Origin of the sequence: Pedobacter gandavensis (genome assembly GCF_014172405.1) — a bacterium.
GTDB lineage: Bacteria > Bacteroidota > Bacteroidia > Sphingobacteriales > Sphingobacteriaceae > Pedobacter > Pedobacter gandavensis.
This window is the reverse complement of record NZ_WNXC01000006.1, coordinates 221790-233864: the sequence shown is the minus strand read 5'-3', so window position 1 is coordinate 233864 and position 12075 is coordinate 221790. Positions and strand designations below refer to the sequence as shown.

Genomic DNA, 12075 nt, shown 5'->3' with positions numbered 1-12075 from the left:
TTATGTTCAAGCTACCTGAAACCACTAAACTAAATAAGATTATTCCAAAAAATGCATTTGATTCGTATACGAATTCAAGACAAAAAAAAGAATTTGCAGATAATGTTTCAAGAATAACTTGGTCAAATAAGTTATCGGTCGACACTACGAACCTGCAATCAAAAGAAATATTGGAAATTCAGATTTTTAGTATTGAGCTTAAAGAAAAGGTTCAAATTAAAAGCATTTTAAACATCATTGACAAAGCAATCCCATACCCAATTATATTTATAATTAGAAATGTAAATTCTGTTTACCTCTCCACTTCTCCAAAACATAACAATCCAAAAAATGAAGATTTAGCGGTAATCGATTACACTTATTCAACTGATTGGTTGACTGAGAATGAAAACGAGTTTCAAATTGAACTTAAAAATGATATTGATTGGGTTTACAAAACTTTTTGTGAACAATTTAATAAGTCATATGCCAAAGTAAAGAATCTAACAGAATTAGTTTCAACTCAAAAGGAACTTGGGCGCTTGAACAAAGAGATAGAAAAAGTGAAGTTGGCTATTGCTAAAAGTAAACAGTTTAATAAGAAGGTAGAGTTGAATATGAGGTTGAAAGAGTTATTGGTTAAATTAGGTTCATGAATGGGTTAGGTATTAGCGCAGATTTGTCTTATTAATTTTAACCATACCACATTAATTCTGCGGTGCAAACAATGAAATTTGGGTTATGAATGTTAGTCTTTACAAGATTTATTCTTTTATAAGGGAAGCTGTATTAATTATTAATTTTTTGATATTGAAATTTGACCTCCCCCCGAAAAACCAGACTACTGAAAATTCGAAAAAATCCGGGCAATTACGTAATTTAAACATACAGTAATTGTTATGAAAAAAAGCAAGTTTACAGAAGCGCAGATTGCCTTTGCGTTACAACAGGCGGAGACAGGTGTCTCTGTGGAGGAAGTATGCCGGAAGATGGGAATTCATCAGGCGACGTTTTATAATTGGAAGAAGAAATTCGGTGGTTTGGGGGTCACTGAACTACGGCGTCTACGGCAGCTGGAGGATGAGAATACTAAACTCAAACAGCTGGTTGCGGATTTAAGTCTGGACAAACACATGCTTCAGGATGTACTTAAAAAAAAGCTTTAAGGCCAGCCCAATTGAAGGGGCTGGCCGAAGCTTTAGTAGTCAATTACAAAGTTTCTGTACATCGTGCTTGTGCTGTTACGCAGTTTTGTCGCTCGATGTGGTATTACAAAAAGATAGGCCGTGACGACAAAGTAATCAGAATGCGGATGAAAGAAATTGCAGAAACCCGGGTTAGATATGGTAGTGAAAGGATCTTTATCTTACTTCGCCGAGAGGGTTTTAAAGACAGTTATAACCGAGTTTACAGGCTCTATAAGCTAGAAGGATTAAATCTGCGCAGTAAAAAACCTAGAAGAAATCGAGCGGGCGCACATCGTTTGGAAAGAGTACAGCCCTCGCATTTACATGAATGCTGGAGTATGGACTTTGTATCCGATCAGCTATTTGACGGGCGAAAATTTAGATCCTTAACTATAGTAGATAATTATACCAGATTTTGCCTTGATATTTATCCAGAACAAGGTATTAAGGGGGAACAAGTAGTAACAGTATTGGAAAGATTGAAGGAGGAATGCAAATCTATTCCAAAAAAGATTAGAGTCGATAATGGCAGTGAGTTTATTTCCAAAGCATTGGATAAATGGGCTTATGAAAATCAGGTCATACTTGATTTCTCCCGTCCAGGAAAACCCACAGATAATGCGTATATTGAGTCTTTTAATGGAAGTTTCCGCGATGAATGTCTAAATACTAACTGGTTCTTATCAATGGAGGACGTCATAGAAAAAGTTGAAGTATGGAGAACAGAATATAATACCTTTAGACCACATAGTTCCTTGGGAGGTTTAACCCCTCAGGAGATGTGGGAAAAAAGCCAGTTAACGCCCTGATTTTCGAATTTAGCATGTCTTAAAATTGGGGGGAGGTCACTCACAAAATGAGAAAAGTGCACAGGTTGATTGAATGGAAGGAGAATAAGTAGGGTTAAAGCGCAGGGTTGATGAATGCCAGGTGGTTTTTTAGAGGCGTTTTTTATTGGTATATTATTATCGTGGATGCAATTGTTTGTTGTATCTTGAATTGGGGATTTTACTAAAAGTATGCAATGATTCTCATTTATTGTAAAATCCGTCCTATTGTATAAGGTTTAATTCTTTGTCGTTATATTTGGTATATGATCGATGTAATTGATTTCAAACAGTCTGTAATTGATGTTCAGGTGCCACCTGAATTGCCTTCCTATATGCAGGCCTTATGGTACGATGGAATTGGCGATTGGAAAACTGCCCATGATTTAATTGATCAATTAACAGATCAGCGCTCTGCCCATATCCATGCCTATCTTCACCGTAAAGAAGGTGACATTTGGAACGCAGACTATTGGTATAAAAGGGCAGGGAAGACCAGACCCCAGGTTTCGTTAGCAGAAGAATGGGAAATGCTGGTAAAGGAATATTGCCGATGAATTTGATCATCATCAAAATAAACCCCAATGAATAAAGACATACAGTCTTATATCGATTCGCAATCAGCTACAGATAAAGAAATCTGTAATACATTAGCAGCTGAAATCAACCGTAATCTAAATGAAGCGGAAAGCAAAATCTGGCATAAGCACCCTGTTTGGTTTATAGACGGGAACCCAATTGTTGGCTATAGTAAACTTAAAGCGGGTATTCGTTTGATGTTTTGGAGTGGTGCTGATTTTGAGGAAGCCGAGCTAAAGATCAACACAGGGAAATTTAAGGATGCATCTATCACCTATACAGCCGTTGAACAGATTAATACAGATGATCTTGCACGCTGGATGGAGAAGTCGAAGAAAATACAGTGGGACTACAAAAACATCGTCAAAAGAAAAGGTGTTTTATTACGTTTGACTCCTTAAATCCTGTGCTTCAAATACTGGCTCTTTTTAAAAGTGTTGGAAGCATTATCTTTCCTCATTCCCTAACGAAGCTTTATCCTTTATTTGTCTAAAAGGAAATAAGCAATCTCGATGTTAAATTTAAATGTTCATTAATTTTTTGTGATAATTAATTATATTTTTATATTGCATTGTTAATATTACATGCTACTGTTAATTAAATAACGCTCAAAATGAAATTATCTCTCTATCGATTGACTCCTGGTGGTCTCCTTAAATTTTCTTGTAGTAAAATTTTACTTTGATTAATGCTGTGTTTCTTTTAATCAATACAAGGTTCCAAGCTTGTATTGAATTAGCATGCCCAAATTTTTAAATTAATTAAAATTTATATGTTTCAAAATCCATTCTCTTTTGAGGGTCGTATTCGTAGAACTGAATATGGCATTAGTTCCATTATTTTTATAGTTATATTTTTTATAATCAGGGTATCTTACGCTTCAGATGGCTCTGAGGGCATTGGTCTTATTGGCTTCGCTATTCTTATTCCTTTGTATTGGTTTTTTTGGGCACAAGGAGCTAAAAGATGTCATGATTTGGATAAAAGTGGCTGGTGGCAAATTATTCCATTTTATGCGTTATGGTTGCTTTTTCAAGATGGCCTGCCAGGTGAAAATGGATATGGTAGTAATCCAAAAGGACTTACATTTCCATTTACAGAGAAATACGCTGCAGTAAATCCGATACAATTTAATCAGGATGCCGCTAATGGTAATAAATCTGGTTATGATGGAGAACAACGTAATTCTAACTCAGAAAATGAAGGTCAAAATATCTAAGGAATTTAATGTGATTCTTTAGGTAATCCGGAATCCAAATTTCCTTAGACATAAAAATAGCGGTTGTTCCATAAGAACAACCGCTATTTAGTAAAGAGTGGTTTATACTATTAATTACCAGCGTCTTTTTTAGTTTCAATACTATTCTGTACGTCTAGAGGTAATGCTGAAAGCAGATTATAACCTGTAGCTTTCTCAATGTCTCTCACGGTCACAATATATTTCTTCCAATCTTTATCAATTGTATTCACGTTTGGCGTATTCAGTGCAATTACTCTGGTTGAGTTACTTACTCTGCTTGCATCACCATCACCATTAGGCATAATCAATGCGATTTTCCATACATTGCTAGGAACGGTTACTTTTCCATTATCGATGGTAGTACTTACAGATCCCAATTTACCAATACCACCTGAACCATAACTTCCCATAATGATATAGACTTCATTTCCAGAAACTACCTGAGCGCGTAAATAGTTTTCAAAATCTGCCCATGGACCTTGGTTGTTACTTGGTGCTTGTGGGATCATGTTGGTCATCAGGAAGGTTGCGCCGTTAGCAGCTGTTGAGCTGGTACGATCAGCAGAAGGGCAGTTGTGACCTCTGTCGAAACCTGAATTGTAATAACTGTTGTTACCTACCTGGTAGAAATTAAGCGGTAAACCTGAGAAACCAGCAAAATTGTCTAGTCTTTTAGTGACTTGAGTAATGGTTTTTGGATCTAAATGCCAGCTTACCCAGTTTGGTGTACCACGTGTGCTGCTATAAGATTGAACATAATAACGCATGTCTAACAAGTAATTGTCGGCGCTTAAGCTATTTGCAGCAGAAGGGTTGCCAAAAAGTGCATTACTGTCGTCTCCTGATAGCGGTTGAGCATCTGCAGCTACGATAAGGTCCCTAGATGGCGTAGAAACTGGAGGTGTTGAGGTATCTTCACCTGGATCTGTATCTGGCGTACCAACTACAATTCCTGATTCTCCGATTCCTTTGAAAACGATGTCATCAATATTGACGCGACTACCAGAGTCGGCTAGGTTTTTGATTTGGAAGCGTACTTTTACTTTAGCATCAATCTTAAAAGAGTCGGTAACCAAGGAAGTGCTTTTTTCCAGAATATCTTTTCCTAACTGGGTAAAGGTTGTTCCTCCATCCTCTGACATAAATAATTGCCAGGTGAAATCTTTATCTTTTCCGTATTTTCCATGAGAGATGTATAAAGTTTTTAGACCTGCAACATCGAAATTCATCGTGATTTTACCTTTTCTAAGACGAACACTTTTTTGTCCATTTTTAAGATCGGCAGGTAGATTGCCAACTAAAGCATCGTCAAAATTCCAGGAGCCGGTGGAAATATTAATATCCGCTGCAGCGTAGGCAGTTTTAGTAACATTCTCAAAGTTTTCAGTGATTTTGTAGGTAACGGGTGCATTTTCTATCGGAGCTTCGATTGCTTCCGATACGGTTTGTTTTGAACATCCGGCTAAACTTAAGATAACCAGGGAACTGTAAATAAGTAGATGTTTTATTCTCATAATCTTGATTTGGGTCGCAAAGTAATGAGTTTAATATTAAAGAAACGTTAAGTTATCTACGTTTTTTCTGTTGTTTAATCTTAGTTAGGAATAAGATTTTAGATTGGTAATCTCCCTCTTGATTTTAAGCATAATGCATCAAATCTTTATCAAGAGGGAGCATTGGAGCTAGTCAAGAAGTTCAGGGTAGTAGCTGTTAATGTAAGGAAGGGCTTTGGTTTCATAAACCACCGAAATAGATTCTAATACTTTTTCCAGATAGGATAGAATCTCAATGATCAAGTGGCCATATTGCTCCTGCTGTGTAAAGCTAGTTTCCTGTTTAGAATGGATAAATAGCAGATCGAGAATCTTGTACCACTGGTCTAAAGTCATAAACTCGAACAAATCTTCAAAGAATGTTTTAACATCATTGATTTCGTCACCTACCAGGTTTCTGTAATATAAATCCGGACAGCTGAGCGTTTGTTTATTCTCGGCATGCCATGCGAAACAATCGTTGTGAAGGCGATAAATAGGATGATAGTTGTGAATTCTAAGGTCGATATCATCATGGTTTAATAAATAGGCGATTTCCAAAAGTTTAGTGCAATGCTGATGGATGACGGCAAATTGATCCGGGTCTCCAAACTGATCGTTGGAAAGGGAACAGGCTGTTTTTACCCAGTTGTGGATGTCGATGCGAAGTTCTTCTATGTATACTTGTTTGGTAAAAAAATAGCCGATGCAATGCAGCGGGTTGTCAATTTCATCATTGTTTAGGTAACTGAAATCGAATTCTTGTGTAGTGTTTGCTGTTTTCATGTCTTTGATTTTTAAATGAATGGTTTGTTAATTCTTCCCTAATGGATGAGACGAATAACTATATAGCTGAGATTCTAAACCATGCATTTGTTTGTTCTATTTAAGTTATTGCTTAATTTGTAATTTACTGGTTATTGTTTTGTTCTTTGTTGTTTATTTAAGTTTTATTATTTAACTTGTATTTAAACTTAAAGGCGTTATTATGAAAGATTCAAGAAACAATCAATTAAAAGTTCATCAGGGTAAAAATGTTAAACGGTTTAGAGAAATGTTAGGGCTAAGACAAGAAGGATTGGCGGAAGTAATGGGTGCCGAATGGAATCAAAAGAGGATTTCATTGGTAGAAGCGAAAGAAGTTGTAGAGCAACAGGTGTTGATCTTAGTGGCCACTGCTTTAAAGATACCGGTGGAGGTGTTGGAGAATTTTACTGAAGAAGCAGCGATTAATTACTTTAATACATTTATTGATAGTGCAAACGGAACTATACAAGGGGATTACGGTTTAAGTGTAGTTAACAATAATACGAATCCTGAAAGGTATAATTTAGTGGATCAGTTGATTGAAGCGATGGAGAACCTCAAAATGCTTTATAGTAAAAACACAAATCTTTACGAAAGGTTGCTGTCTGTTGAAAAGGAAAAGAACGAAATTCTTTCCGCTAAGCTGGGATAAGCACATTTTTTTCTGTCTTTGTTTAAATAAGCCGTTTGAAATCTTGCTGTTCTATTTTGGAATAGCAAGATAAAGCTGTTGAGGTATCTAGGAAATATTCTCCGCCTATTCCTGTGCCAAAATCACTGAATAAATTGGCAATTTCATCAAAGATGTGTATTGAAAATCAGCTTTCTTTGATAAACTAACGAAACGGTATCGATGGTTAAAAAACTTATCATTAAAAAGACCTTTTATTGATAAAGATTTAAATTTCAAAAGGAATGGATTTAAAATTGAACAAGACTTTAAAATGCGCGATGATGGTACTGCTGTTCTCGCTACCTGGATTTTTATTTGCGGTTGATTTGAAAACCTATCAAACGAAGGTCAGTATCGACGAGAAGGGATTTTACAAGTCGATCCTAGTTTCAGGGAAAGAAATCCTATCTGATGGACAATATCCAATATTATCCGCGGCTAAAAATGGTTTGCTGGTCTTGCCCAAATCCTTGCAGGTAAACGGAGATAAATTTTCATTGACGATGGAAGATGGTGAGAAAATAATACTTAAGGTAAGTCAAACGCCGGTAGCCATAGTCTATGAAATTGTATCCATTAATAAATCCTATCAAGCGGTTGTTTTTGGACCTTTGAAAGTCAATATCAATGAGGTAGTTGGAGAAATAGTTGGCGTTGCACAACAGAATGATATTGCATTTGGAGTACAGTCTTTACATATTAAAACCAATGGTGGAATTCCTCAGGAATTAGCGGAAAAATACAGCAAAGCCTTTAATTATAGAGGTGATAATACAGACTTGTCTGTGGCCAGTATACCCTTTTATAATTTAGCTGCAGTAGATGCCAAAACCGGAACCGTATTTCAATTGTCAGCCAGGAATAGGGAAAATCAGGAATTTAGGAAAGTGCAACAAATCAAAAATTCGCTAACCTTACCGATTAAAGGTCCTGATGCCAAAATTGAGGGTGCGAAGATTGCATTGTTTGGAGATCTAAGAAGTGATATTCTAAAAAGAATCGGCAAAATAGAGTTGGAACAAGGACTTCCTCACCCTATGATTAATGGAGAATGGGATAAAATTTCCAGGGCAGCAATGGGCTCTTATTTGATATCAGATTTTTCAGAAGACGATTTTGACTTTGTGCTGGAGAAAACGAAAATGGCGGGGTTTAAAAATATATACCATACAGATCCATTCGCAACCTGGGGGCATTTTAACTGGAAACCTTCCTTTGTAAAAAATGGTGATGAAGGCGTTAAACAACTAGTTGACCGGGCAAAAGCAAAGGGCATACATGTGGGTATTCATACCTTAACAAATTTTCTAACCACTACTGATGCCTATGTTACGCCTATTCCCAGTAAAAAGTTATTGAAACAAGGGGTGTTAACATTGGTTAACGATTTAGATAGCAACCGAACTGATATAGAGATTTTAAAATCTGATCTTTTTGAAATGCCACTTTCCTTGAATGCGCTGCAAATAGAGGATGAGCTCATCACTTTTGGAAAATATGAAGTAGTTGGTGACAAGATTTTATTAACGAAATGTACTCGTGGAGCATTTGGAACGCGTAAGGCGGTACATTCAAAACAAAACCCATTGTATAAACTATGGGATTATCCCTATAAAACCTTGTTTCCAGATTTAGAATTACAAGACGAATTTGCACAGCGACTAGCGGAGATTTTTAATAAAACTGGAATCAAACAGATCTCATTTGATGGCCTGGAAGGAAGTATGTATACCGGTCACGATTATTATGCGACCGCTAAATTTATCACGGAATACTATAATAACCTTAAAGATAAGTCGGATTTAATAAATGACGCCAGTCGCCTGGACCACTATTTATGGCATATCCATACCCGAATGAATTGGGGGGAACCTTGGGGGGAAGCAATGAGACAAGGTCAGGTGGAGAATAGGATCAAAAATCAGGAGTATTTTAAAAGAAACCTGTTTCCGAGGATGCTGGGATGGTTTTTGGTGAGAACGGCAGAGCGTAAGTTTGAAGCCACTACCTTAGAAGATTTGGAGTGGGCGCTGTCTGAATCAGCAGGTTTTGATGCTGGATATGCGATGACCATCAATATGAAAACCTTGCGTAATCATGGCCAGATTGACAAACTATTGGAGGCCATGAAAAATTGGGATGAGCTAAGAGCTGTGAAAGCATTTTCTGCAAATCAAATGGAACGGCTAAAGGATCCGTCAACAGAATGGCATCTTCAAAAGGTAGACGAAAAGAATTATTTATTACACCCACTTTATATATCAAAGCCATTTACCTGTGATTTAGCGGGAATGCAACCGGGACAACCAGGAGGAGCCGATTGGTCCTGGTATTCGCCAAAGGAAAGTACATTCAGCATTCGTCTTAAAGTGGAAGGGGATGGTGCGATCTCTAACCCTTCATTTACTACACCAAAAGGGGTGATAAAAATTGAAGGAACCATTGCATCAGGTCAATACCTATTGTTAGATCATGAGGGCAATGCGACACTGACAGATAAGAATTATAAGGTTTTAAAGACCTTGAGTACGGAGGGGAAAGCGGTGTTGCCTCAGGGTGAATCTGCGATAGCGTTTGCTTGTGATTCGACTTCGGATGAAACCCCTGCCGTTATCATTCGATACATCACTAGGATGGAAGCAGAGAAAGTTAAATTATAGTAATGAAGAGATTTATATGCTTAGTGTTGTTGTCGATTCTGGTGCAGTCGTTTACTTTCGATGTTTATGCACAAAAGGATCAGGATAATTATCGTGTTATTTTCGATACGCCATCTATAAATGAAACAGGGAATGTTCCGATTGGTAATGGGAGTTTGGGCTGATAAAAAGGGTTGGACCGCGATGCTCTCTACGATTCCAGGCTTGCCGAAAAAGAAGGACAGCCTTGGGAATATCATGGTGGACAATGCCGCTCCGGAAAGTAGAAGAAAGGATATCAGCGTTTCTCCATAAAGATTCTGTCCTTATTTGCACCTTGCCAGAACACGCTGACCGTAACCGGTTTTTCTGATTTTGAGGTCTAACATCTCGTACATTTCCTTATAGTCTTCTTTTTTAAGTGCATCTTCTAAAATGCAAAAATTAGGAAGCAATGCGCCAATAGTAGTTTTAGCATTTGCTTTGACGTATTGCTTTAATAAAGGAACCCTTTTTTTTAAGAGTACAGCATTTAGTTCAATGCCTATTTTCTTTTTGTTGATCAGGTCCTTTTTTGCTACTGCATGATCATACGAGATCTTTAGCGCTTCCCAGTGGTTTTTAAGTTTCTCGTCTTCCAGTAAGTATTTTTTTAAAACCTCATCGCTCTTTGAACCGGAAACTTTCATGTGCTCAAAAGAACTGGCATCACCTGTTATTTGCATGACTCCAGGTTCCACCATGAACTCAATAACCTTGCCTTCGGTGGAGTTTGTACCGGGTTTAAGTTTAAGAATCTGGATGAAATAAGGTTCGGCTACACTGTCAGTATACTCGAACTTACCCTGAGTAACTGATATCTTTGCGCCGGATAAATTTGAACCATTGTATTTGAGTATAAAAAGACTGTCGGATTGAAGGTTTTTTACGTCCCCCTTTAGTGTATAGGTTTGTGCATATGAGGTAGAAGTAATTAATAATATCAATAACGTTAGGGAGAGGTTTTTCATATTGAATATATGTTCGATTTAATTCTAAAGTTATCGATTAGGTTTGAATTACCAATATTATACACATTCGTTAATGCCATTATCATATGATTCAGTAAATATTATTCGTTAAAGTTTTAAAATCCTTAGGTTTTGCTAAGTAATTTATTATATTTATTTTAATAGTATTAATTGGTGTTTTATTAGCTTTTTAGTATCGTAATTGTTTGCTTTAATGTCTTTTTTGAGGTATTCTAGCGAAACGATTTTTGCTATTTGGGGGGATTTCTATTCTTTTAACATTTAACACAAGCAAATGATCAGGTACCTCAATCCGAAGTAAGCGCTAATGCGCATTTAAAAAATCATCTATCTTCCTAATCAACCCTATTTATTAACTATGGAGGCCATTTTTATAGGCATGGCGACAGCTATGTTCAATTTTGCCTCTTTTAAATCCCAACCATTATGAAAATGACACTAATAAGGATTGAACGGATCTTGAATAAGTTACTCCTATTGAAAGAGAAAGCTTATTTGAGACAAGAGCCGGAGCTTAAAGAGGAAGAAGTATGGCTGGACAATCAGGGTGTCATGAATTTATTGAAAATTAGTCCCAGCAGTTTTTACAGGAAAGTAAAGGAGTGTGCCTGGAAGAAAAAGAAGATTGTTGGGCGGACTTTTTATCTAAAGTCCTCAATTCTTGAACCTTCAGACTCCTAAATTAAACCAAGTTATCCCAATGAATCCCAGTTTGTGCCACAATGCGCTGTGTGTTAGGTTTTTAGTTTCCTGATCCATACGTTTGAATTGTAATGTTTAAAGCGATTTCCGTGGCGCCGCGGAAAAAGCGGCTTGCAAGCAACTTACGATTCAACAGATCAGTAAAACTTAAAATTAACCAAAAATGGGAAAATTATTTGCAGGCCCATGGAGCGACTTCCAGGGCAAAGTAGGAAATAACGTAGGACGTTATGTTAACGGTGAAAACATCCTTGCTGTTAAACCACATAAATCTAATAAACCGGCAACAGCCTTCCAGCTCAATCAGCAGGATATATTCGGAAGAATGAACAGTATCGTTACCCATTGGAATGAACCCATAGAAGAGGGATTTAGAAAACGTTCTTACAGACAGACGGCCAGGAGTGCTGCGGTAGAATACAATTTGAAATTTGCAGTAACCGGAGTTTCTCCGAATAGAGAAATCGACTATACGAAATTGACTTTTAGTCGTGGGAAGCTGGCAGGTGCTCAAAATATGAAGGTAATTAATTCAATTGCTGATCCAAATTTTCTAACCTTCTCCTGGATCAAAGATGTGAATAATAAGGAGGCAAAGGATACTGATTTTGTGAGTTTCCTGATTTATTGTCCTGCTTTGGATCGTCATACAGGATTGCTAAAAGCCTTTGAGAGATCTGAACTGACCTGTGATTTCGCAATTCCTTACATTTTTAATGGCCAGGAGATTGAATGCTACGCATACTTTACCAGTGCAGATGGCTTACTGGTTTCTGACTCGCAGTATGCAGGTAATCTTTTAAAAGCCTAAATCATTGCTGCACCCACCGGTCAGAAAGCTGGTGGGTGTTCTTTCAAGAATATCATTAAATAATTGGA

14 protein-coding genes are annotated in these 12075 nt (G+C 37.1%); 11 read left to right on the top strand and 3 right to left on the bottom strand.

Going from position 1 to position 12075, the window contains the following annotated elements; all coding sequences use genetic code 11:
• The first annotated feature begins 2 nt into the window (after window positions 1-2).
• The 5 genes from GM920_RS16800 to GM920_RS16780 all read left to right on the top strand — a co-directional run bounded on the left by GM920_RS16800 (window position 3) and on the right by GM920_RS16780 (window position 3791).
• The gene (locus GM920_RS16800) at window positions 3-635 is read left to right on the top strand and encodes a DUF4391 domain-containing protein (protein WP_182959614.1); all 633 of its coding nucleotides are present in this window, start codon (window positions 3-5) and stop codon (window positions 633-635) included.
• A gap of 243 nt (window positions 636-878) precedes the next feature.
• Window positions 879-1975, top strand: a protein-coding gene (locus GM920_RS16795) for an IS3 family transposase (protein WP_394367963.1) whose coding sequence is annotated in 2 segments (ribosomal slippage) — window positions 879-1131 and window positions 1131-1975 — 1098 coding nt in all. Because the reading frame shifts where the segments join, the coding sequence is not laid out codon by codon here.
• A gap of 284 nt (window positions 1976-2259) precedes the next feature.
• Window positions 2260-2550, top strand: coding sequence for an inositol-3-phosphate synthase (locus GM920_RS16790; protein ID WP_182959610.1), 291 nt, complete (start codon window positions 2260-2262; stop codon window positions 2548-2550).
• 27 nt (window positions 2551-2577) lie between these two features.
• A complete protein-coding gene (locus tag GM920_RS16785) occupies window positions 2578-2973 on the top strand; it encodes a DUF1801 domain-containing protein (protein WP_182959608.1) in 396 nt (131 codons plus the stop codon).
• Window positions 2974-3344: 371 nt separating this feature from the next.
• On the top strand, window positions 3345-3791 hold the full coding sequence (locus GM920_RS16780; RefSeq protein ID WP_182959607.1) for a DUF805 domain-containing protein: 447 nt from the start codon (window positions 3345-3347) through the stop codon (window positions 3789-3791).
• Window positions 3792-3901: 110 nt separating this feature from the next.
• Here GM920_RS16780 and GM920_RS16775 read toward each other — a convergent pair whose 3' ends face one another.
• Together GM920_RS16775 and GM920_RS16770 are read right to left on the bottom strand one after the other, a co-directional pair.
• Window positions 3902-5326 (bottom strand): DNA/RNA non-specific endonuclease, encoded by a 1425-nt coding sequence (locus tag GM920_RS16775; RefSeq protein ID WP_182959605.1) that lies wholly within the window; start codon window positions 5324-5326, stop codon window positions 3902-3904.
• A 168-nt stretch (window positions 5327-5494) separates the two neighbouring features.
• Window positions 5495-6130: a hypothetical protein gene (locus GM920_RS16770; protein WP_182959603.1), complete on the bottom strand. Its 636-nt coding sequence runs from the start codon at window positions 6128-6130 to the stop codon at window positions 5495-5497.
• Between the two features lie 202 nt (window positions 6131-6332).
• On the opposite strand from GM920_RS16770, the gene GM920_RS16765 reads away from it, so the two are divergent.
• The 4 genes from GM920_RS16765 to GM920_RS16750 all read left to right on the top strand — a co-directional run bounded on the left by GM920_RS16765 (window position 6333) and on the right by GM920_RS16750 (window position 9778).
• Window positions 6333-6803, top strand: a complete 471-nt coding sequence (locus GM920_RS16765; RefSeq protein WP_182959601.1) for a helix-turn-helix domain-containing protein — start codon at window positions 6333-6335, stop codon at window positions 6801-6803.
• A gap of 263 nt (window positions 6804-7066) precedes the next feature.
• Entirely contained in the window at window positions 7067-9484 is a 2418-nt protein-coding gene (locus GM920_RS16760) for a hypothetical protein (RefSeq protein WP_182959599.1), read from the top strand.
• A 2-nt stretch (window positions 9485-9486) separates the two neighbouring features.
• Window positions 9487-9648, top strand: coding sequence for a hypothetical protein (locus GM920_RS16755; RefSeq protein ID WP_182959597.1), 162 nt, complete (start codon window positions 9487-9489; stop codon window positions 9646-9648).
• On the top strand, window positions 9605-9778 hold the full coding sequence (locus GM920_RS16750) for a hypothetical protein (protein WP_182959595.1): 174 nt from the start codon (window positions 9605-9607) through the stop codon (window positions 9776-9778). Before GM920_RS16755 ends, GM920_RS16750 begins: the two co-directional genes overlap by 44 nt.
• 11 nt (window positions 9779-9789) lie before the next feature.
• On the opposite strand, the gene GM920_RS16745 is transcribed toward GM920_RS16750, so the two are convergent.
• Entirely contained in the window at window positions 9790-10473 is a 684-nt protein-coding gene (locus GM920_RS16745; protein ID WP_182959593.1) for a DUF4369 domain-containing protein, read from the bottom strand.
• Window positions 10474-10920: 447 nt separating this feature from the next.
• On the opposite strand from GM920_RS16745, the gene GM920_RS16740 reads away from it, so the two are divergent.
• Together GM920_RS16740 and GM920_RS16735 are read left to right on the top strand one after the other, a co-directional pair.
• On the top strand, window positions 10921-11175 hold the full coding sequence (locus GM920_RS16740; RefSeq protein ID WP_182959591.1) for a hypothetical protein: 255 nt from the start codon (window positions 10921-10923) through the stop codon (window positions 11173-11175).
• Window positions 11176-11359: 184 nt separating this feature from the next.
• Window positions 11360-12007: a DUF6266 family protein gene (locus GM920_RS16735; protein ID WP_182959590.1), complete on the top strand. Its 648-nt coding sequence runs from the start codon at window positions 11360-11362 to the stop codon at window positions 12005-12007.
• The last annotated feature ends 68 nt before the right edge of the window (window positions 12008-12075 follow it).

What these genes read in the sequence shown, in the direction of transcription:
- GM920_RS16800 (WP_182959614.1), top strand. Translation starts at nt 3, where the DNA reads ATGTTCAAGCTACCTGAAACCACTAAACTAAATAAGATTATTCCAAAA.
- GM920_RS16760 (WP_182959599.1), top strand. Translation starts at nt 7,067, where the DNA reads ATGGATTTAAAATTGAACAAGACTTTAAAATGCGCGATGATGGTACTG.
- GM920_RS16775 (WP_182959605.1), bottom strand. Translation starts at nt 5,326, where the DNA reads ATGAGAATAAAACATCTACTTATTTACAGTTCCCTGGTTATCTTAAGT.
- GM920_RS16740 (WP_182959591.1), top strand. Translation starts at nt 10,921, where the DNA reads ATGAAAATGACACTAATAAGGATTGAACGGATCTTGAATAAGTTACTC.
- GM920_RS16735 (WP_182959590.1), top strand. Translation starts at nt 11,360, where the DNA reads ATGGGAAAATTATTTGCAGGCCCATGGAGCGACTTCCAGGGCAAAGTA.
- GM920_RS16755 (WP_182959597.1), top strand. Translation starts at nt 9,487, where the DNA reads ATGAAGAGATTTATATGCTTAGTGTTGTTGTCGATTCTGGTGCAGTCG.
- GM920_RS16750 (WP_182959595.1), top strand. Translation starts at nt 9,605, where the DNA reads ATGAAACAGGGAATGTTCCGATTGGTAATGGGAGTTTGGGCTGATAAA.
- GM920_RS16780 (WP_182959607.1), top strand. Translation starts at nt 3,345, where the DNA reads ATGTTTCAAAATCCATTCTCTTTTGAGGGTCGTATTCGTAGAACTGAA.
- GM920_RS16770 (WP_182959603.1), bottom strand. Translation starts at nt 6,130, where the DNA reads ATGAAAACAGCAAACACTACACAAGAATTCGATTTCAGTTACCTAAAC.
- GM920_RS16790 (WP_182959610.1), top strand. Translation starts at nt 2,260, where the DNA reads ATGATCGATGTAATTGATTTCAAACAGTCTGTAATTGATGTTCAGGTG.
- GM920_RS16785 (WP_182959608.1), top strand. Translation starts at nt 2,578, where the DNA reads ATGAATAAAGACATACAGTCTTATATCGATTCGCAATCAGCTACAGAT.
- GM920_RS16765 (WP_182959601.1), top strand. Translation starts at nt 6,333, where the DNA reads ATGAAAGATTCAAGAAACAATCAATTAAAAGTTCATCAGGGTAAAAAT.
- GM920_RS16745 (WP_182959593.1), bottom strand. Translation starts at nt 10,473, where the DNA reads ATGAAAAACCTCTCCCTAACGTTATTGATATTATTAATTACTTCTACC.